This is a genomic window from Kribbella sp. DT2 (assembly GCF_049844575.1).
Classification (GTDB): Bacteria; Actinomycetota; Actinomycetes; order Propionibacteriales; family Kribbellaceae; genus Kribbella.
Map to the genome: position 1 here is coordinate 140977 of NZ_JBNCLH010000002.1, position 17651 is coordinate 158627.

General features: G+C 68.8%; 25 protein-coding genes. 13 read left to right on the forward strand and 12 right to left on the reverse strand.

The features are described 5' to 3' along the window. Positions 1-180: 180 nt before the first annotated feature. Positions 181-852 (reverse strand): GAF and ANTAR domain-containing protein, encoded by a 672-nt coding sequence (locus ACLQ2O_RS09425; RefSeq protein WP_425829366.1) that lies wholly within the window; start codon positions 850-852, stop codon positions 181-183. Between the two features lie 185 nt (positions 853-1037). On the opposite strand from ACLQ2O_RS09425, the gene ACLQ2O_RS09430 reads away from it, so the two are divergent. Continuing rightward, entirely contained in the window at positions 1038-1985 is a 948-nt protein-coding gene (locus ACLQ2O_RS09430; RefSeq protein WP_425829368.1) for a YihY/virulence factor BrkB family protein, read from the forward strand. Between the two features lie 4 nt (positions 1986-1989). Here ACLQ2O_RS09430 and ACLQ2O_RS09435 read toward each other — a convergent pair whose 3' ends face one another. Continuing rightward, positions 1990-2736 (reverse strand): ANTAR domain-containing protein, encoded by a 747-nt coding sequence (locus ACLQ2O_RS09435; protein WP_425829370.1) that lies wholly within the window; start codon positions 2734-2736, stop codon positions 1990-1992. A gap of 673 nt (positions 2737-3409) precedes the next feature. Between ACLQ2O_RS09435 and ACLQ2O_RS09440 the strand changes: the two genes are divergently transcribed. The 5 genes from ACLQ2O_RS09440 to ACLQ2O_RS09460 all read left to right on the forward strand — a co-directional run bounded on the left by ACLQ2O_RS09440 (position 3410) and on the right by ACLQ2O_RS09460 (position 6419). Continuing rightward, positions 3410-4210 carry a sigma-70 family RNA polymerase sigma factor gene (locus tag ACLQ2O_RS09440; protein WP_425829372.1) on the forward strand — a complete coding sequence of 267 codons (801 nt, stop codon included), beginning with the start codon at positions 3410-3412 and terminating at the stop codon, positions 4208-4210. Positions 4211-4303: 93 nt separating this feature from the next. Continuing rightward, positions 4304-5065 carry a hypothetical protein gene (locus ACLQ2O_RS09445; protein ID WP_425829374.1) on the forward strand — a complete coding sequence of 254 codons (762 nt, stop codon included), beginning with the start codon at positions 4304-4306 and terminating at the stop codon, positions 5063-5065. 1 nt (position 5066) lies between these two features. Then, a complete protein-coding gene (locus ACLQ2O_RS09450; protein WP_425829376.1) occupies positions 5067-5492 on the forward strand; it encodes a phage holin family protein in 426 nt (141 codons plus the stop codon). Next, a complete protein-coding gene (locus ACLQ2O_RS09455; protein WP_425829378.1) occupies positions 5468-6091 on the forward strand; it encodes a DUF3618 domain-containing protein in 624 nt (207 codons plus the stop codon). The genes ACLQ2O_RS09450 and ACLQ2O_RS09455 overlap by 25 nt, the downstream gene beginning before the upstream one ends. An 85-nt stretch (positions 6092-6176) precedes the next feature. After that, positions 6177-6419 (forward strand): hypothetical protein, encoded by a 243-nt coding sequence (locus tag ACLQ2O_RS09460; protein ID WP_425829380.1) that lies wholly within the window; start codon positions 6177-6179, stop codon positions 6417-6419. Positions 6420-6594: 175 nt separating this feature from the next. Here the strand turns inward: ACLQ2O_RS09460 and ACLQ2O_RS09465 are convergent, their stop codons facing one another. Then, positions 6595-6819 (reverse strand): hypothetical protein, encoded by a 225-nt coding sequence (locus tag ACLQ2O_RS09465; RefSeq protein ID WP_425829382.1) that lies wholly within the window; start codon positions 6817-6819, stop codon positions 6595-6597. A 9-nt stretch (positions 6820-6828) separates the two neighbouring features. Here ACLQ2O_RS09465 and ACLQ2O_RS09470 point away from each other — a divergent pair, with 9 nt between their 5' ends. After that, positions 6829-7164 (forward strand): hypothetical protein, encoded by a 336-nt coding sequence (locus tag ACLQ2O_RS09470; protein ID WP_425829384.1) that lies wholly within the window; start codon positions 6829-6831, stop codon positions 7162-7164. Between the two features lie 11 nt (positions 7165-7175). On the opposite strand, the gene ACLQ2O_RS09475 is transcribed toward ACLQ2O_RS09470, so the two are convergent. Further along, entirely contained in the window at positions 7176-7763 is a 588-nt protein-coding gene (locus ACLQ2O_RS09475; RefSeq protein ID WP_425829386.1) for a hypothetical protein, read from the reverse strand. A 332-nt stretch (positions 7764-8095) separates the two neighbouring features. Here ACLQ2O_RS09475 and ACLQ2O_RS09480 point away from each other — a divergent pair, with 332 nt between their 5' ends. The 3 genes from ACLQ2O_RS09480 to ACLQ2O_RS09490 all read left to right on the forward strand — a co-directional run bounded on the left by ACLQ2O_RS09480 (position 8096) and on the right by ACLQ2O_RS09490 (position 10753). After that, complete coding sequence (locus ACLQ2O_RS09480) at positions 8096-8965, forward strand: manganese catalase family protein (protein ID WP_425829388.1); 870 nt, start codon at positions 8096-8098, stop codon at positions 8963-8965. 61 nt (positions 8966-9026) lie between these two features. Next, on the forward strand, positions 9027-10091 hold the full coding sequence (locus ACLQ2O_RS09485) for an NAD-dependent epimerase/dehydratase family protein (protein ID WP_425829390.1): 1065 nt from the start codon (positions 9027-9029) through the stop codon (positions 10089-10091). Next, positions 10088-10753, forward strand: coding sequence for a hypothetical protein (locus ACLQ2O_RS09490; protein ID WP_425829392.1), 666 nt, complete (start codon positions 10088-10090; stop codon positions 10751-10753). Before ACLQ2O_RS09485 ends, ACLQ2O_RS09490 begins: the two co-directional genes overlap by 4 nt. Positions 10754-10788: 35 nt before the next feature. Here the strand turns inward: ACLQ2O_RS09490 and ACLQ2O_RS09495 are convergent, their stop codons facing one another. Beyond that, the gene (locus tag ACLQ2O_RS09495; RefSeq protein ID WP_425829394.1) at positions 10789-11616 is read right to left on the reverse strand and encodes an SDR family NAD(P)-dependent oxidoreductase; all 828 of its coding nucleotides are present in this window, start codon (positions 11614-11616) and stop codon (positions 10789-10791) included. Further along, complete coding sequence (locus ACLQ2O_RS09500) at positions 11613-12050, reverse strand: SRPBCC family protein (protein WP_425829396.1); 438 nt, start codon at positions 12048-12050, stop codon at positions 11613-11615. The genes ACLQ2O_RS09495 and ACLQ2O_RS09500 overlap by 4 nt, the downstream gene beginning before the upstream one ends. 55 nt (positions 12051-12105) lie before the next feature. Here ACLQ2O_RS09500 and ACLQ2O_RS09505 point away from each other — a divergent pair, with 55 nt between their 5' ends. Then, entirely contained in the window at positions 12106-13662 is a 1557-nt protein-coding gene (locus ACLQ2O_RS09505; protein WP_425829398.1) for a phytoene desaturase family protein, read from the forward strand. A 79-nt stretch (positions 13663-13741) separates the two neighbouring features. On the opposite strand, the gene ACLQ2O_RS09510 is transcribed toward ACLQ2O_RS09505, so the two are convergent. Continuing rightward, a complete protein-coding gene (locus tag ACLQ2O_RS09510; RefSeq protein ID WP_425829400.1) occupies positions 13742-13960 on the reverse strand; it encodes a DUF2945 domain-containing protein in 219 nt (72 codons plus the stop codon). A gap of 49 nt (positions 13961-14009) precedes the next feature. Continuing rightward, the gene (locus ACLQ2O_RS09515; RefSeq protein WP_425829402.1) at positions 14010-14567 is read right to left on the reverse strand and encodes a hemerythrin domain-containing protein; all 558 of its coding nucleotides are present in this window, start codon (positions 14565-14567) and stop codon (positions 14010-14012) included. Positions 14568-14728: 161 nt separating this feature from the next. On the opposite strand from ACLQ2O_RS09515, the gene ACLQ2O_RS09520 reads away from it, so the two are divergent. Beyond that, positions 14729-15622 (forward strand): SDR family oxidoreductase, encoded by an 894-nt coding sequence (locus tag ACLQ2O_RS09520; protein WP_425829404.1) that lies wholly within the window; start codon positions 14729-14731, stop codon positions 15620-15622. A 2-nt stretch (positions 15623-15624) separates the two neighbouring features. Here ACLQ2O_RS09520 and ACLQ2O_RS09525 read toward each other — a convergent pair whose 3' ends face one another. From ACLQ2O_RS09525 to ACLQ2O_RS09540, 4 genes are all read right to left on the reverse strand, one after another. Continuing rightward, positions 15625-15828, reverse strand: a complete 204-nt coding sequence (locus ACLQ2O_RS09525) for a hypothetical protein (RefSeq protein ID WP_425829406.1) — start codon at positions 15826-15828, stop codon at positions 15625-15627. A 97-nt stretch (positions 15829-15925) separates the two neighbouring features. Next, a complete protein-coding gene (locus ACLQ2O_RS09530; protein WP_425829408.1) occupies positions 15926-16069 on the reverse strand; it encodes a hypothetical protein in 144 nt (47 codons plus the stop codon). 126 nt (positions 16070-16195) lie between these two features. Continuing rightward, positions 16196-16858, reverse strand: a complete 663-nt coding sequence (locus tag ACLQ2O_RS09535; protein WP_425829410.1) for a DUF6766 family protein — start codon at positions 16856-16858, stop codon at positions 16196-16198. A gap of 27 nt (positions 16859-16885) precedes the next feature. Then, on the reverse strand, positions 16886-17074 hold the full coding sequence (locus ACLQ2O_RS09540) for a CinA family protein (protein WP_425829412.1): 189 nt from the start codon (positions 17072-17074) through the stop codon (positions 16886-16888). A 282-nt stretch (positions 17075-17356) separates the two neighbouring features. Here ACLQ2O_RS09540 and ACLQ2O_RS09545 point away from each other — a divergent pair, with 282 nt between their 5' ends. Then, positions 17357-17569 carry a hypothetical protein gene (locus ACLQ2O_RS09545; RefSeq protein WP_425829414.1) on the forward strand — a complete coding sequence of 71 codons (213 nt, stop codon included), beginning with the start codon at positions 17357-17359 and terminating at the stop codon, positions 17567-17569. The last annotated feature ends 82 nt before the right edge of the window (positions 17570-17651 follow it).

A 17651-nucleotide genomic window follows, 5' to 3' on the forward strand; every position in this document is an offset into this window, starting at 1 on the left:
GCCGTACAGGTGTTCAGCTGAGATCCAGGAGCGGTTGTGCCTGCGGTGGACGTCCAACGCAGGCACAACCCTCGGCAACCCGCTGGTCGCGCTACTTGGCAGAACGTCTCCAGACTCCGTGCGTGCCGCGTGCTCATTGTGCACCCTGCACAACTCTGCGCGGATGACCCCGTCAAGGTGCTACTGGGGGAGCGCGCCGGTGTCCATGACGCGGCGGGCGACCACGTTCAGACGTTGGTTGCTGTCCTGGGAGTAGCGCCGCAGGACGGCGAACGCCTGGACGGCGTCGAGGCCGTAGCGCTCCATCAGGCGGCCGACGGCCTGGCCGACTTCCTTGCGGGAGTCGACGGCCTGGTTGAGCGAGGCCTCCATGCGCGCCGAGGCGACCGCGATCGACGCGTGCAGCGATAGCAGCCGGGCGAGTTCGGCGTCGCCTTCGCTGAAGACGTAGGGCTGGGTCGACACCAGGTTCAGTACGCCGCTGGTCGAGTGCTCGGTGAAGAGGCGGATCGACAGTGCGCTGCGAATGCCGTTGGCTGCCGCGGTCGGTGCCCATTTGGGCCAGCGGTCGTCGGTGAGGGTGTCCTTGACGAGAACATCCTCGTGCTCGGCGATGGCCAGCAGGCTGGGGCCCTCGCCGAGATCGATCTGCAGCTGATCGGCGACGGAGACCAATTGGTCCGTGGCCGCGATCGCTTGGGGTTGCCGGCGGTGCATCAGCAGCACTGACGCGTGGTCGTAGTGCAACGTCTCGACGGCGAACTCCAGCACACCCTCGACTGTGGCCAGGACCCCGCTTTGATTGTGCAGGTTCATGGCCAGGTACCCGAAGCCGCCGGCTGTTTCAGTCATTGGTCCTCCCTCGCGCAGGCATGAAAAATTGCCCGGGCGCCGGTCTCTGGACGCTGACAGTGACGACCAGAATAGACCGATGAACAACTTCCGATCGCGCAGGTGGCCATCGGCACCGCCGGGTTTCGGGCGCGAACATGGTGCCAGAACCGTCAGCGGTGGCGCCAGGTGGGTACCGGCGCCCGATGAGTGCAGAGCGAGTACCGGGTGTAGAGGCCGAGAAGCCGACAGAGATCCCCGCGGCCGGGTGGTGGCAGGTCGTCCGGCGGGCCTGGAAGGAAGCGAAGGCCGACCAGGTCCCGTTGATGGCGGCGGGCGTGGCGTTCTTCGGGTTCCTGGCGCTGTTCCCGGCAGTCGCCGCCGCGGTGCTGACGTACGGGCTGGTCGCGGACCCGTCACAGATCCGGAACCAGGCGAACGAGCTCGGCTCCGCGATGCCGGCGGCAGGGCGGGACCTGTTGCTGCAGCAGATCGACGCGTTGGTGTCGGCGCCGCGGCAGAGTCTGGGGATCGGCCTGGTGATCGCGGTCGTGGCCGCGTTGTGGAGCGCGTCGGGCGGGGTCGGGAACCTGTTGACCGCGGTGAACCTGGCCTACGACGAGGAGGAGACCCGCGGCTTCGTACGCCGTAAGGGCCTGGCGCTGCTGCTGACGTTGGGCTCGATTGTCTTCGTGCTGCTCGCGGTCGCGTTGTTCTCGGTCGGTGCCGCGATCGGGGACGACGTGGCGACGCCGGTCCGGATCGCGCTGGGTGCCGGACGGCTCGTGCTCGCGGTCGTGCTGATCACGGTCGCGCTGGCCGTGATCTACCGGGTCGGCGCCGACCGGGACGCGCCGCGGATGCGGTGGGTGTCGACGGGCGCGATCGTGGCCACGATCATCTGGCTGGCCGCGTCGATCGGGTTCTCGCTGTACGTCGAGACGTTCGGCAACTACGCCAAGACGTACGGGAGTCTGGCGGCGATCGTGATCCTGATCCTGATGCTGTGGTTGTGGATCAGCGCGTACGTCGTACTGCTCGGCGCGGAGATCAACGCCGAGGCGGAACAGCAGACGGCCAAGGACACCACGAAGGGAGCGCCCGAGCCGCTGGGCCGGCGCGGCGCGGTCAAGGCCGACTCGACGCCCGAGTAGCGGGTCACTCCGGCAACTGACCGGTGTCGAGGACGTGCTGGGCGACGTCGCGCAGCTTGGTGTTGGTGTCCTGGGAGTAACGCCGCAGGACCTCGAAAGCGCCGGCTTCGTCGACGTGGAACCGTTGCCGGACGATGCCGATCGCCTGGCCGGTACGCCGGGCGGCCCGGACTCCTTCACGCAGCGAATCACGCTCCTGCGCGGAAGCGATGCCCACCGCGCCGTACGTCGCGAGGCGGGTGGCCTTGATGTCGCCGGCGTCGAACGTGTGGGGGTGCTCGCCGGTCAGCGTCAGCGCGCCCAGGGTCGCGCCGGACACCGTCAGCGGAATGCTGAAGATCGAGCGTCCGCGAGAGGTGACCTGGCGAGTCCATTCCGGCCACCGGGTTTCGGCAACGGTGTCGGGGACCAGAACGCTCAGACCGGTCCGGATCGCCGTGATAGAGGGCCCGTCACCGATCGCGAGCTGGGCAGCCAACGCGGCACGGGAGGTGTCATCGGTGGCCCCCGCGACCACGAGCGCCCGGCCCCGCCGCAGCGCGACGGTGGCGTGATCGCAGTCGAGGAAGTCAGCAGCGAACGCCACGAAGCGGTCGACGGCCTGCGCGGTGTCGACAGCCTCGTACAACTGCACAACGAGAGTCTCGAAGCGGTCCTCGTCGGGTACGTGGGCCGAACTGGCGACCGAGTGCGCCGCTGACGGAGCAGCTGCCACCTGCCCGTTCTCGGGAATACCTTCGGGAAAGGTCAACTGCCGGCTCCTTGCCGGAACCCTGTGGTTCCGTAGCGCTCGATGCCCATTCTGCACACACCGTCGGTGTCTGATGTGCCCGGGTCAGACGAGGCCAGAAGGCTCCGGCTGCCGATCGACTGACGTGGATCGGAAGACCCTTCCTTTGTACGCTCGATCGGTGCCGGAGTCGAGCATGTACTGCCCGGGTCGCTCCTGGGTACCAGGACCGTAGACAGCCGAAGGTCGATCGGAGCGGAACTGATGGCTGACCGTACGGCGTGGCTGGCCCGCCTGGCCGGTCTGCTGAGCCAGGGCGACCCGGGAGTGGTCAGCGTCTATCTGACCGCGACGTGACCGTTGTCCGAACCGGTGGAGCAGGCGCAGCTGATGACCGATGTGATCGGCTACGCGGCGGACACTACCCTCAGGGCCGCCGCCCGCCGGGTCCTGGACCGAAAGATCGACTTGCGGCACCAGTAGGGAACCTTCGCAGAACCTATGCAAACAGCCGTTCCGCGTGCGCTGGGCGTACGGTGAGTCCAATGGGTTGTCGAAGGACGGACAGCCTGGTTGCCCCAGACCTCGGCAGCGAAGTGGTCCTAGACCGCGGTCCGGAAAAGCGGCCGCGCCGTGACTTACTCCTCGAGAGGTCACGCTCGTGCGCACTGTTCAAGAACTCGATTCACCCGCTGTGCCCGTCAACTGTTCGTCGCCGCGCCAACGCGCAGAGCGCGAGGCGGCGACGCAAGAACTGCTGAGAGCCAGAGTTGTTGCCGTTGACAACGATGAACGGCAGCAGCTGCTGGAGAAGGTCGTGGAGCTCAATCTCGAGGTTGCCCGTGGAATCGCGCGGCGCTTCCGCGGCCGCGGTGCCGAGGACGACGATCTGGAACAGGTCGCCTGCCTCGGGCTGATGAAGGCCGCGACCAACTATCGCCCGGAGACCGGGGTGCCGTTCATCGGGTACGCCGTACCGACGATCCGTGGCGAGGTGAAGCGCTACTTCCGCGACTGCAGCTGGACGGTTCGCATCCCTCGCCGGCTGCAGGAGCTGCAGGGCCGAATCGCCCGGGTCCTGCCGTTACTGGTGCAGGAGCTGGGCCGTGAGCCCACCCCGATGGAAATCGCCGACCGGCTCGGTGTGGACTGCAGCGAAGTGCGCGAAGCCGATGCCGCCAGGGGATGCTTCAACGTGCTGTCGCTGGACCGGCCGGTTGGGGCCGGCGACGGCGACCTGCTGCTGGCCGACACGGTCGCGGACGACGAAGATCCCCATCTCAGCCGGATCGACACGATCGATCAGCTCGGCCCGTTGATCAGCGCCCTGGCCCCGCGCGATCAGCGCATTCTCGAACTCGCCTTCGTCGAGAACTGGCGCCAAGCCGACATCGGGGCCGACCTCGGCATCAGTCAGATGCAGGTTTCGCGACTGCTCACCAGAATTTTGGCCGGTCTACGGCAGCGTCTCGAGCCGATCGACATCGCGGCCTGATTCCGGAATCGTCCGAAATCCACGCAGCTGAAGGGGTTTCCCGCGCTGCGGAATGGCTACCGGGGCCTCTCCGAACGCACGAAGGAGCTGAGGATGACATCGACGACGAATCATCAGGCGGGCCTCGAAGGTTCGTCCGGTGCGGGGCAGGACGGCGTGGCCGGTACGGCGAAGGCCGAGGCGGGGCACGTGGCAGAGACGGCCGGCGAAGCCGCCCGTGACGTTGCGGGAACGGCGAAGGACAAGGCGTCCGAGGTGACGTCCGACGTCCGGGAGCAGACGGCCAAGCTGGTGGGGGAAACCCGGGATCAGCTGGCGGAGCAGGCCGGTCAGCAGAAGGACCGTGCGGCCGAGGGGCTGCGTTCGGTTGCCGGTGAGCTGCGAGGGATGGCCGAGCACGGCCAGTCCGGCTGGGGTGCGCAGCTTGCGGGCCACGGCGCGCAGTTCGGTGACCAGGCGGCGGACTTCCTGCAGAAGCACGAGCCTGCCGAGATTCTTGACGAGGTACGCCGGTACGCCCGGCGCAAGCCGGGGACCTTCCTCCTGGGCGCTGCGGTGCTTGGTGTTGTGGCGGGCCGGATGACGCGTGCGCTGGCCGGTGCGGCGCCGAGCTCGTCCGGTGAGCGGATGACTCCGGTCTCGACGGCGTACCCGACGCAGACCGATGACTACCTGGTGCCGCCGCCGGACGCGGCCGTGCAGGGATCGGCCGTGCGGAGGTCACCGATCGAGAGTGCGGGATCGAGCGCTCTGGACGGGCCGACGTCGGCGCCGCCGGTGCCGACTCCGTCCGTACCGGATCTCGACCCGGGTGCGCCCGTGACGCCGAGGTTCGAGCCTGGGGCGGAGCGCTGAGATGACGGCGAGTGGACCGCCGGTCGGGACGGATCCTGGTCGGCCGACGCCTGATGACTCGGTCGGAGCTCTGGTCTCGCACCTGACGAACGACTTCGGCAAGTTGACCCGCCAAGAGCTGGCGCTGGCGAAGGCCGAGCTGCGGGACGAGGCGAAGAAGGCCGGCAAGGGCGCGGGGCTGCTCGGCGGCGCGGCGCTGGCCGGCTGGATGGTCGCGCTGTTCCTGTCGTTGACGGTGATGTGGGCGCTGGGTGAGGCCATGGATCTCGTCTGGGCAGCGCTGATCGTGACCGCGCTGTGGGGCATCGCCGCCGCAGTGATGGCGGCCCGTGGCCGCAAGGAGCTGCAGGACGTGAGTCCGAAGCCCGATCAGACGATCGAATCTGTCAAGGAGGACGCGAAATGGCTGAAGACACAGAACAACTGAAGCGCGACATCGAGAACACCCGGCACGATCTCGGCCGTGACGTGAACGCCCTGACCGAGAAGGTCAGTCCCAGTGCGGCGGTAGGACGCCGGGTCGACCGCGTCCGTGGTGGCCTCGGCCAGTTGAAGGAGAACCTGATGGGCTCGGCGGATTCGGCCGGTACGACGATGAGTGACGCGGCAGGGTCGGCGGCCTCGTCGGTCTCCGACGCGGGCAGCGCGGTCGGGGAAGCGGTGACCTCGGCACCGGAGCGGGCTCGGTCGCAGACGCGTGGCGCTCCGCTCGCTGCCGGCTTGGTGGCTTTTGCCGCCGGCTGGATGGTCGCTGCCGCACTGCCGGCGTCGACGAAGGAGCGCGAGCTGGCGCACGAGGCGAAGGACAAGGCGGCCGGGCCCGTGAAGGAGCAGGCGACGCACCTGATGCAGGAGGCCAAGGACAACCTCCAGGAGCCTGCTCAGGAGGCCGTTGCCCACGTGCGCGACACGGCGCAAGAGGCAGTTTCGACCGTCAGCGAAGACGGTCGTGAAGCGGCACAGCACGTCGCGGACGAGTCCAAGGGCTCGGCCGACACCGTGAAGCAAGCCGGCTCGCAGAACTGAGCCGAGCGACGGAGTTGCGGCCGGCAACCAGCCGCAACTCCGTCGGCCTGCCAGATCCCGATCGAAGGGAACCAGCGTGTCTGTCATGGATCGCCTGAAAAGGTGGCGCCAGTCGCACCAACTGAACGAGGCGGATGCCCCCGCCGACACCGATGTCGCGATGACGCGCGAAACCGGCGGTAACCCGGACGGCGGTACCCGGTCCACGACCGGAACCGGCGAGAACGGGACCTTCGTCGGCCGAACCGCCGGCCAGGACGAGGGGTACGCGGGCGAGACCGGGGCAGAGGCCCGATCCGAAGCAGCAAGGCGGGACCACAAGGACTAGCCGGCAGGGGTCCTGGCACACCGCGGAGCGAGACCGGGCGTCAGCCTGCGGCCGTTCCCAGTTCGACGGTCTCGCCACGGGCGAGAGTCGCGAGCTGCCACGGCTCAGGGTTGTTCTTCACCCGCCGCATCGATGGGCGGGCAGCGCTCGCGGATCGTGTCGAGGTGGTCGCCGGTCAGAGCAGCGAGCCCATCACCGGGGGCAGCAAGGTCCGCAGGAGCCCGCGACCGTGAATGCCGGGCATCGACTCGATCGTCAGTGTCTCGTCGGCGTTCGTCAGCTTCCAGGACTCCCAGGTCGCCAGAGCGCAGGTGTCGAAGCCCGATCGCGCCGGCCTGCGCGCGGCATGCTGCGTGGTCAGCACCGCAACCAAGCGCATCTGGTCGGTCGTTTCGTTCATCAACTGTCCGTGCTCGCCGGTACGCCGGTGAGTGCCCGCCGGATTCCCGGGATCGGCGTCGACTGGCAGATCGCCTGGTCCGACGGGCCGGCGGTCGCCACGTTGCGGGCACGCGCCGAGGACCTCGGGGGGGCAGCGATCGATCACCCCGAACGAGGTGAGGCGGCGGACCTGGAACTCGCTGCACGCCTGATTCGCTTCACCGGGGATGACGAGACCGCGATGCTCGAGTTCCTGCTCAGCTACGGACTGACTGGACTGCGACAGGACCACCGTGGCGCCGACGTCATCGAGCTCCGTCCGCACCGCCCAGCATCACACGGCCCGGAGGTCGAGGTCTCCTGACCGGGGAACGGCTAGTCGGCTCTCGGTGCGAACCTTCGCAGGACGGCCTGGACCCCGCGGAGCAGAAGGTGGGGCAGGCGCAGGAAGCGCCCGGTCGCCGGACGGTCGGAGGTGCGGTCCGAGGTGAGCGCCTCGACTTGGCGGTGAGACAGGTCGCGCTCGAGCCGGCGCCCCCGTGGCCGCCCCGCCGGCCGCTCGCGCCGGCGGCGGGATCCGAGCGGTTGGTACGCCGTACCGGACGAGTGACGGACCACGACCCGGGCAGTCGCTGGCTCAGCGGGCTCTCGCGTCGTCCGCCGAAGACCGTAGTACGCCTCGAGGCGATCCTGGTCCGACGACGGCAGGGCGCCGTCGATCGTTAGCGTCGGCGCCCGCCGGACGAGACGGCGCAGAATGGCCAGGTGGACGCCGTCCTCCGCGATCCGGGCCCCGGCCAACGGGACCAGCGCCTCCGACGTCTTCGCGATCCCGCGAACCACTGTGGCCCACTCGATCGCGCCGGTGGCGGCACAACTGTGCAGAGCCATGATCACGCCGATCTTCGCGCCGTGCGCGTCGTACGCGGTCAACCCGAGCACCCGCTCGATGTCGTGCACCATGGCCTGCCCCGTTTCGCTCGCTCGACCGGCCGGTGCCCCGAGTCACGCTCCGCAAACGGAACGTGACTGTGCGGATTGCTGGGAACCTGGCGAGCGTGATGGCGATGTGGTTCAGAAGGTGTTCCACACAACGGCGCCTGGCGGGTGCTCCGCCAAGCGACGTCTCGGTGATGTCTACCGAGCGGTGTGAGCAGTCCTGGTACTGCGGAGGTCGCGGGACAGGGCGACGCCGAGGCCGATCATGCCGACGCCGAGGAAGAAGTGCAGCGTAGTTGCGGTCATGCTGTTCGTGCTGGGTACAGGGCCGCCTCCCCGAGGAAGTGGAGACAGTGATGTTTCGTCATACCAAGCGGTTGCAGTTCGAGGCGAAGCCGGAGAAGCCGGATCCTCTGTACGCGCGGAAGTTGCAGGAGTTGATCGGTGGTGCGTACGGCGAGATGTCGGTGACGATGCAGTACTTGTTCCAGGGGTGGAACTGCCGGGTCGAGGGCAAGTACAAGGATCTGATCATGGATACGGCGACCGAGGAGATCGGTCACGTGGAGATGCTGGCCACGATGGTGGCGCGGCTGCTCGAGGGCGCGCCGGCGACGATGACCGCCGAGGCCGTGAAGGATCCGATGACGGCGGCGATCATCGGCGGAATGGATCCCCAGCAGGCGATCGTCGCCGGCGGCGGAGCACTGTTGGCCGACAGTCAGGGCGTGCCCTGGAACGGCCGGTACATCGTTGCTAGTGGCAACCTGTTGGCCGATTTCCGGGCCAATGCGGCGGCCGAGGCGCAGGGCCGTCTTCAGACCGCGCGGCTGTACAACATGACCGATGACCCCGGTGTGAAGGCGATGCTGCAGTTCAACCTGGCGCGCGACACCGTGCACCAGAAGCAGTGGCTGAAGGCGATCGAGGAGCTGGAGACCGACGGGCTGGAAGGCCCGATCGTGCCGGACGCGTTGTTCGACGAGGAGGACCAGGAGCACAACCACACGATCTGGCGCCTGTCGGACGGGACCGACGGCAAGAAGGGCGGCTGGACCAAGGGCGACGACCCGTTGGACTACTTGGCCGATCCCGAACCGCTCGGCGGCCCGGGCACCGCTCCCGCGCCGGATCCGTTGCTGTACGGCACGTACTCGATGGTCCAGGACGTCAAGGGGACCGTGAAGGGCAAGGCGCAAGCCGCGGCGAAGAACGCCAAGAAGTAGAACTTCTCGGTCGCGCCGAGCGGGGCGGCGCGACCGGCGTGTGCACCGAGAGGAAGGACCCATGAGAGTAGTCATCACCGGTGCGAGCGGTAGCGTCGGGACAGCGCTGACCAGGCGGCTGCGCAGAGCCGGCGGGTACGACGTGGTCGGGGTCGCGCGACGAGTGCCCGACACCGTTCTCGGCGACGAAGTCGAATGGGTGTCGGCCGACCTGTCCAGCCCGGACTGTGGGTCCTCGCTGCGGCGGGCGATGCGGGGAGCGGACGCGGTGGTGCACCTGGCCTGGGCGTTCCAGCCGTCGCACCAGATCGGGTACCTCGAGGCGGTAGGCGTCGGTGGCACGCAACGGGTCCTTGACGCGGTCGCGAAGGAAGGCGTCGGGCAGCTGGTGCACATGTCGTCGGTCGGCGCGTACGCGCCGAAGGTCGACGGCGCTCCCGTGGACGAGAGTTGGCCGGTCGCGGCAGTGCCGACGTCGTCGTACAGCCGGCACAAGGTCGCGGCCGAGCGGCTGCTCGACAGCTTCGAGGACTCGGCGGATGCTCCCGTGGTCGCGCGGTTGCGGCCGGGCATCATCGGACAGGCTTCGGCGGGCAGCGCGCTGCTGCGGTACGGGCTGCCCGCGTTCGTCCCCGCCGCCGCGGTGAAGGGCCTGCCGGTGCTTCCGCTGCCGGACGGGATGACCGTGTCCATGGTCCATGCGGACGATGTCGCCGACGCGATCGCTGGGATCCTGGAGGCCGGGTCGACGGGTGCGTTGAACCTTGCGGCCGCCGTACCGGCTTCTGCGGAGATGATCGCCGAGGTGCTCGGAGCGCGACGGATTCCCGTGCCGTTCCAGGCACTGCGGACGGCGATGGCGGCGGCCTGGCACGCGCGGTTGCAGCCGGTCTCGCCCGGCTGGCTGGACCTCGGGTACGCCGTACCGTCGCTCGACTGCTCCCGCGCCCGCGACGAGCTCGGCTGGAAACCCACCAAGGACGCCCGAGCGGTGCTCGAGGAAACCGTCGCGGGACTGCGTCGCGGCGACTCCGGCACAACCGAGGTGTTGCGTCGCCGGACGATCCTGAGCGAGTTGTCGGAACTGGTCCGCCGCGGTCCTGTGAGCCATCGGCGGGAGCCGTGACCGGTCTGGTTCGCCTGCCTGGCTTCGGCGTCTCGTCCTTCTTCTCCGTGGTGGCCGTGCTGCGGCAGGCTCCGGGCGTCCATCCGCAGCGTGTCGGTTTCGCCGGCCGAGTCGTAGTCGGCAAGGTCAACGCGCTGCTGCCGAAAGGCGTCTACGCGGCCGACGTACAGCTGTCGAAGGGCGCCGGTACGCCGGGCCGCTGGCCCGACGTCCTCGGCGTCGCGCTCCGGATCCGGCCGACGGGTGACCCGTGGGACTTCCTGTTCTCCACCGCGGGACATGGGCGCCTGACCCGGTGGATCCCGATCCCGTCGCCGGACTGGAACGCCGTTCGCTACAACACGCTCGCGCCGTACGACGTCTCAGGCGCGCCGTGGTGGCTGATGCTCACACCGGAGACCGGGCGGGCCGGCCACGCCTCGTTGGCGGAGCTGGCCACGCGGGCGCCGTCGGGTTTCGTGCTGTCGATCGGTGGCGAACGGTCGGAATGGTTCGAGATCGGGACGGTGGAGGTGCTCTCGCCGGGGAGCGAGGTCCTGACCTTCGACCCCGTGCTCAACCATCCGGGGCACGCGATCCCGGGGCCGGCGTGGCTGCGGCAGTTGCGCGAACTCGCCTACCAGGGCAGTCGGCGGGGGCGCGGAGACGATGATGCTCCGTGAGGGCAGCGCCTCCGCACTGACCGTTGCCCGTGGCATCAGCTGGGGTCGAAGACGTTGCCCGGAGTGGGGTCGGTGCGGGTGCGGGACAGGCCGAGCCGCTTCATCAGCGGGACGACCAGGACGTCGTACGCGGCAGGGACGAAGCGGAAGCCGAAGACCATCAGCGCGTTGGCCGGGCCTACCGAGAGATCCCGGCGGGGGCGCTCGATCACGGACAGGATCGCCTTCGTGACCTTGTCGACGTCGCTGACCGGCGGCGGTGGCTGGCCGACGTGGCCGATGTAGTTGCCGGCGCGTTGGTAGACGGGAGTGTCGATGCTGCCGGGGGAGACCAGGCTGACGTCGACGCCGGGGACGGACCGGATTTCGGCCTGCAGGGCGCGGGCCAGGCCGTGGACGGCCCACTTGCTCATCACGTACGAGCTCATGAACGGCGGCGCCATCTTGCCGATGACCGAGCCGAGGAGGATCAGGTGTCCCGCGCCTTGCTCGGTGAAGCGCTGGAGCGCCGTACGGGCGACGTTGACGGTGCCGTCGATGTCGACTCGCAGGACGCGGTCGAAGACCTCGGGCGGGACTTGCGTGAACTCGCCGTACGCCATCACGGCCGCGCAGTGCAGCAGTACGTCGATGCGACCGCAGCGCGCGACGGTCAGGTCCACCAGTACCTCGACCTGCTTGGGGTCCGACACGTCCGTCGGCGCAACGACGGCGTCGCCGCCGAGGTCGCGGCACTCGGCGGCGACACGGTCGAGGCTGGTGCGGGACCGCCCGGCCAGTACGACGGTGTCGCCGCGCGCGGCGAGCGCGAGGGCAGCGGCTCGGCCGATGCCGCTCGAAGCACCGGTGATCGTGACGATCACGTCTGGCGTCCCTCGACGATGAGTCGCAGCCGGCGCAGGGTCTCGGTGTTCCGCAGACTCAGCACCGGGTCGATCACCACCTGGGGGATCAGCGCGGCAGGTCCCTTCACGGCGTGCTCGCGGATCACCAGGTGGCAGCCGCCGTCCTTCTCGGTCGCCTCGAACTCGACCTGGCCCTCGCCGGTCGGCCAGGCGCGGACCCGGAGCCGCAGGAAGGCCCCCGGGACGTACTCCTCGACGGTGGTGGTGTCGTCGATGAGCAGCGGCCAGGTCCCGACCGAGTGGTGGATGCTGAAGCCGGGCTGCGGCCAGCCCTCCTCCACGTCGCGCACGCGGGACGCGCCGACCACCCACCCGGCGTACGACCAGCCATCGGTCAGGACGGCGAACACGTCGTCGACGGACGCGTGGATCATGCACTCGTTCTCGCTCATCCCTGACCAGTACCCATCGCGCATGAGTCGACCACTTCGTGGACACCGGGCGGCCATGACAGACGCGATCGTGATCGGCGGCGGCCCGAACGGGCTGGTCGCGGCCAACCTGCTCGCCGACCAGGGCTGGGAGGTGGTGCTGCTCGAGGCCAACGACCAGGTCGGGGGCGCGGTCCGCAGCGCCGAGGACGTCGCGGACGGGTTCGTCCACGACACGTTCAGCTCGTTCTACCCGCTGGCCGCGGTCTCGCCGACGATCCAGGCGCTGGACCTTGGCCGATGGGGGCTGGAGTGGTCGAACGCGCCCGCTCCGGTCGGTAACCCGATGACCGACGGTGGCTGGGCGATCGTGCACAACGACCCCTTCGACACCGCCGCCGCGCTGGATCGGATGGCGCCCGGTGACGGCGAGAGCTGGTTGAAGATGTACGACGACTGGCGGCGGATCGAGCGCGGGATGGTCGGGCTGTTGCTCGATCCGTTTCCGCCGGTGCGTTCCGGGGCCGCGCTCGTGCGGCATCTGGTCGGACGGCGCGGGCTGGAGCGGATCCGGCTGCTTGCGTCGTCGGTGCGGTCGCTGGGGGACCGGACCTTCCAGGGCGATGCGGCGAAGATGCTGTTGGCAACGAACGCGCAGCACGCGGACATCAGTCCTGAGGGTGCCGGCTCCGGGCTGATGGGGTGGTTGCTGGTGATGCTCGGGCAGCAGTTCGGGTATCCGGTGCCGCGGGGTGGGGCCGGGCAGCTCAGTCTGGCGCTGGCTCGGCGGTTCGAGGCGCGCGGTGGGGTGATTCGTTGTGGCGAGCGTGTCACCGGGCTGGAGGTCAGCGGTGGGCGCGTCATCGGCGTACGGACGGCGGACGAACTGCTGTCCGTACGACGTGCTGTGCTGGCTGATGTCTCGGCACCTGCCCTGTACGGCGAACTGCTGCCGGCCGACGCGGTCCCGGCGAAGGTGAAACGGGCGATGCGTGGGTTCGAGTGGGATCCGGGGACGGTGAAGGTCGACTGGGCGCTCGACGGGTTGATCCCGTGGAAGGAGACGCCTTCGGCGTCCCCGGGAACCGTGCACCTGGCCGACTCGGTGGACTCGCTGAGCCTCGCGGCCGCGCAGATCGCTGCCGGGCAGGTGCCGGACGAGCCGTTCCTGCTGATGGGACAGATGACGACGGCCGATCCCACGCGGTCCCCGGCCGGGACCGAGTCGGTCTGGGCGTACACGCACGTGCCCCAACAGATCCGCGGCGACGCGGACTTCACCGGAGCCTGGACCCCCGACGAGGTCGAACGTTTCGCCGACCGCATCCAGGACCAGGTCGAACGCGCGGCGCCCGGCTTCACCAGCCGGATCATCCATCGGCGAATTCTTGCGCCGGCCGATCTGGAGTCCCGCAATGCCAACCTCGTGGGTGGCGCGGTCAACGGCGGGACCGCGGCTCTCCACCAGCAGCTCGTCTTCCGCCCGATCCCGGGACTCGGCCGCGCGGAAACCCCGGTCAAGGGTTTGTACCTGGCGTCGGCCTCCGCGCATCCCGGCGGCGGAGTCCACGGCGCCTGCGGGTCCAACGCTGCCCGTGCGGCGCTCGGCCACGCCCGTTTCGCTCGTCGCTGAGCCCAGCAGCAGGTGCTGCGGCTCGAAAGAGCCGCCGCCGACGGGGGATGAGGTCGGCGGCGGCTGCTCGGACGGTGGTTCAGTCGCTGAAGTGGCGGAGGGCCGACGGCTTGTGGACCGCGGTCCGCCCGGACTTCTCGCTCCGGACCAGGTACTGCGGTTCCTCGGGTGAGGCATCAACAGTGCGTTTGCCGGCGTACGTCCGTTCGGTGAGCTTCTTCTCGACAGTTCCCCGCGCCGTACCGCCGTGACTGTCCCACTCGACCTTGTCGCCCTGGTGGAACGTTGTGTCAGCCATGTCAGGTACCTCTCCTCGCGGCGGTCCTCTGTTCGAGGCCGTCCGTCGGCTACTCCTCGGACTCTTCCTGAAGCTTCTTCTTCAGGTCTTCCTTACCGAGGGACGAGACTCCGGTGACGTCGGCGTTACGGGCCTGCTGCAACAACTCCTCACGGGTGATGTCCTCGGGCTGGTCGCCGAGGTGCTCCTTGCGGCTGGCGGCGAAGGCTTCGCCGAGCTGGGCACGGCGTTCGTCGGTGAGGTTCTTGCGCATACCGGGCAGGACCTTGGTCTCTTCCTCCTCGACGTGGTGGGTGACCGCGTCGATGAGGTTCTGGAGGACCTTGTCGAAGGCTGCCGAGGTGGGGTCGGTCTTGCCGAGTTTCTCCAGCAGCTGGTCGGCCTCGACGTGCTCCTGCTGGCTGTGCGCGACGTCGTCGGCCTCGTCGGCTTCTTCGGCGGCGGCCGGGTAGACGGCGGACTCCTCGGCGCGGCTGTGGGCTGACAGGAGGGTGGTCAGCACCGGTACGAGGTTGGGCCGCTTCTCCGGGCTGTCCTTCAGCTCGTCGAACAGCCGCTCGACCTCGCGGTGGTCCTGCATGATCAGATCGACGACATCGCCCGCCATGGGGGTGATCCCTTCTCGCTCGTGTCTTCGGCGCGACAGCACCGAACGTGAGGCTCAGGTACCCCCCGAACCAGCCCGGTACGCGTCCTGCGGGACTACAGGGTGATCGCCTGGGTACCGCGTGGCTGGACCATTGCGCCGTACGTCGAAGGAGCCTGACGATGTCTGACCAGCACCAGCCGGACGACCCGACCACCCAGCACCCCGGTGCCGAGGCTCAGGGGCCGGAGCAGATCGCGCATCCCGGCCGGACCGGGGAGATGGACCAGCAGCCGGATCATGGCGAGGAGAGCTACCGGGGCTCAGGGAAGCTGACCGGGAAACGCGCGGTGATCACGGGTGGGGACTCCGGGATCGGCCGCGCGGTGGCGCTCGCGTTCGCGCGGGAAGGCGCCGACGTGCTGGTCTCGTACCTGGAGTCGGAGGAGGCGGACGCGCAGGAGACCCGCAAGCTGGTCGAGGCCGAGGGGCGCAAGGCGGTCCTGGTCCCGGGGGACATCTGCGAGGAGCCGCACTGCCAGGAGATCATCACCCGGGCTGTCGACGAGCTCGGTGGCCTCGACATCCTGGTCAACAACGCGGCGTACCAGATGGCGCAGGACGGCATCGAGGAGATCAGCACCGAGCAGTTCGATCGGGTGCTGAAGACCAACCTGTACGCGATGTTCTGGCTCTGCAAGGCGGCCGTACCGCACTTGAAGCCGGGCAGCAGCATCATCAACACCTCGTCGATCCAGGCCTACCAGCCGTCGCCGAACCTGCTCGACTACGCCACCACCAAGGCCGGCATCGTGAACTTCACGAAGGGGCTGGCCCAGGAGCTGGCGCCGAAGGGCGTCCGGGTGAACACTGTCGCGCCGGGCCCGATCTGGACTCCGTTGATCCCGGCCACGATGCCGGCGGAGAAGGTGGACGAGTTCGGGGCGGACACCCCGCTGGGCCGCGCCGGGCAGCCGGCCGAGCTGGCGCCGGCGTACGTGTTCCTGGCCTCGCAGGAGTCGAGCTATATCACCGGTGAACGGATCGGCGTCACCGGCGGGCAGCCGTTGCCCTAGGGTTACCGGCGGAGGTCGCGGACCGTGAGTGCGGCGAGGCCGGCGACGGCGCAGGCCGCGGCCGAGATCGCGAGGATCACCGAAGGAGAGAGGTGATCGATGCCCAAGGCACCGACCGCGGCTCCCAAGGGCGCGGCGATCGCGAGCAGAGCCCGCTGGGTGCCGAAGATCCGGCCGTGGTCGGCGCCTTGGGCAGCGATCGTCACGACGTGTCGACCGCGCAGCTGGGGCAGGCCGACCAGTCGCACAGGCGGCAGGTCGCGTCGGTGTCCACGCGCAGACGGTCCGGTCCGGCTGGAAGAGTCAGCCGTACGGCGCGACCTGCTCGTGCGCGGGGCCGAGGCCCTCGAGTCGATCGATCAACCGGGCCGTCCCCGACAGGGTCAGTCCGATCCGCGCGAGCAACCAGTCCACTGAGCGGTCCGGGTGACTCTCGATCAGCGTCAACGCGGTAGCATCCCGAAGCACGTGGCCGTTCGGCAGCGCCGCCGTCAGGACGTCGTGACTGCGCAGCGGCCAGGCATCCAGAGATTGCTCTCCTGCAGAGGTGTTACCGCAACGGTCCGGCTGGGTTCAGTCGCCGGTCTCGGCGTGCGGCGCGTGAACGGGTTTCGACTGGGACGATGAGCGCTGGCGCAGATAGATGGACCCGCCGATGATCGCGGCGACGGCGAGGAACTCGCTCTGCCAGTTCTGGAACGACTCGAACCAGAACTGGGAGGTGCCGAGGTACTGCGCCGCGGTGACGGCCTCGCCGCCGTGGAGTTGCTGGTCCTGGCTGTAGGCGCGGGCGCCGGTGACGGCGTGCAGCCAGATGGAGAGCAGGAAACAGAGACCGAAGGCGATCGCGAGGGAGTTCTCGTACAGCTTGAGGACGAGCGGTGAGCCGCGGCGGACCGGCCAGGGTGCGTCGGGATCGTTGCGGTGGGCCCGCGGATCCTCGTCCTGGCGAGCGGGCTTGTCGAGCGGCCGGGACTCCGACGAGCCCTTCTGGACCAGGAAGACCGTCAGCAGGACGTACATGCCCATCTGGAGGAACTCCGACTCCCAGTTCTCGAAGACGGTCTCCCCGAAGGACGACGAGCCGGCGTACTGGACGAGGGTCTGGGTCGGTTGGCCGTGCTCGGACAGCTCGTCGTTCTCGTGAGCGTGACCGGTCAGCAGGACACCGATGAAGAACAGGCCGAACAGCAGGAGGTTGGCCAGCAGCAGAGCTCGTAACCGGATCCATCGCATGCCGTCATCATGCACTCTCTGCAGCTGTCAGGCGGTCACGACGGGGCCGGGATCGACGCCGAGGACGCCGACCTTGACTGCCGTGGTGTAGGCAACGACACCGCCGGCGAACCAGTCGCTCGCGTCCGTGGCCGCGCCCAGTTGGCAGGCGAGGCTCCCGCTGGTCAACGACTCCGCGACCGCGACGGTGAGTTGTTCGGAGTACGACCACACCATGCTTCCCGGAGGTTGTGCGGTCTATACGCACCTGATGTCACGGTCCTCGGTGAAGTGGGTTGCGGCCGGGCTGCGGTCGTGCGTCCACCCAGACGCGGCAGTTCGGCGATCGTGTTGCGCTGTGACCTTGCAGGCGTGGGAAGGTCACGGTGGACTGGCAGGTCGTTGCCATTGGCATCTAGTGGCAGTTGCCGGTGCTCGCCGGGTCGGAACTACTGAGGGTGGCGAATCGAGCCGGAGCAGTTGGAGGCGGCCGAGTTCGGCGGAACCCGGGAGGGTGGTGTGGGCCTGTTGCGCGATCTGCAGGATCTGTACGCGCTGGCGTCGTTCGTCGACATCACCTGGACCGTTGTCGAGCAGGCCGCTCAAGCCCTCAGGGATCGGGAACTGCTGGACGTCGTCGACGCCTGCGAGCAGGAGACGACGCAGCAGCTGACCTGGCTGAAGACCCGGATCAAGCAAGCGGCACCACAAGCGCTGATCGCGGCCCGGTGAACGTCAGACGCTGACCGCGCCCGCTGGTTCGGCCTGGGTACCTGCCAGGTATGGATGACACAGCCCGCAGTGTCTGGCTCGC

Bases quoted from the DNA above. Each gene is read 5' to 3' on its own strand.
- ACLQ2O_RS09425 (WP_425829366.1), bottom strand. From the start codon at position 852: ATGACTGAAACAGCCGGCGGCTTCGGGTACCTGGCCATGAACCTGCAC.
- ACLQ2O_RS09430 (WP_425829368.1), top strand. From the start codon at position 1,038: ATGAGTGCAGAGCGAGTACCGGGTGTAGAGGCCGAGAAGCCGACAGAG.
- ACLQ2O_RS09445 (WP_425829374.1), top strand. From the start codon at position 4,304: ATGACATCGACGACGAATCATCAGGCGGGCCTCGAAGGTTCGTCCGGT.
- ACLQ2O_RS09450 (WP_425829376.1), top strand. From the start codon at position 5,067: ATGACGGCGAGTGGACCGCCGGTCGGGACGGATCCTGGTCGGCCGACG.
- ACLQ2O_RS09455 (WP_425829378.1), top strand. From the start codon at position 5,468: ATGGCTGAAGACACAGAACAACTGAAGCGCGACATCGAGAACACCCGG.
- ACLQ2O_RS09460 (WP_425829380.1), top strand. From the start codon at position 6,177: ATGGATCGCCTGAAAAGGTGGCGCCAGTCGCACCAACTGAACGAGGCG.
- ACLQ2O_RS09465 (WP_425829382.1), bottom strand. From the start codon at position 6,819: ATGAACGAAACGACCGACCAGATGCGCTTGGTTGCGGTGCTGACCACG.
- ACLQ2O_RS09475 (WP_425829386.1), bottom strand. From the start codon at position 7,763: ATGGTGCACGACATCGAGCGGGTGCTCGGGTTGACCGCGTACGACGCG.
- ACLQ2O_RS09480 (WP_425829388.1), top strand. From the start codon at position 8,096: ATGTTTCGTCATACCAAGCGGTTGCAGTTCGAGGCGAAGCCGGAGAAG.
- ACLQ2O_RS09485 (WP_425829390.1), top strand. From the start codon at position 9,027: ATGAGAGTAGTCATCACCGGTGCGAGCGGTAGCGTCGGGACAGCGCTG.
- ACLQ2O_RS09500 (WP_425829396.1), bottom strand. From the start codon at position 12,050: ATGAGCGAGAACGAGTGCATGATCCACGCGTCCGTCGACGACGTGTTC.
- ACLQ2O_RS09505 (WP_425829398.1), top strand. From the start codon at position 12,106: ATGACAGACGCGATCGTGATCGGCGGCGGCCCGAACGGGCTGGTCGCG.
- ACLQ2O_RS09510 (WP_425829400.1), bottom strand. From the start codon at position 13,960: ATGGCTGACACAACGTTCCACCAGGGCGACAAGGTCGAGTGGGACAGT.
- ACLQ2O_RS09515 (WP_425829402.1), bottom strand. From the start codon at position 14,567: ATGGCGGGCGATGTCGTCGATCTGATCATGCAGGACCACCGCGAGGTC.
- ACLQ2O_RS09520 (WP_425829404.1), top strand. From the start codon at position 14,729: ATGTCTGACCAGCACCAGCCGGACGACCCGACCACCCAGCACCCCGGT.
- ACLQ2O_RS09535 (WP_425829410.1), bottom strand. From the start codon at position 16,858: ATGCGATGGATCCGGTTACGAGCTCTGCTGCTGGCCAACCTCCTGCTG.
- ACLQ2O_RS09540 (WP_425829412.1), bottom strand. From the start codon at position 17,074: ATGGTGTGGTCGTACTCCGAACAACTCACCGTCGCGGTCGCGGAGTCG.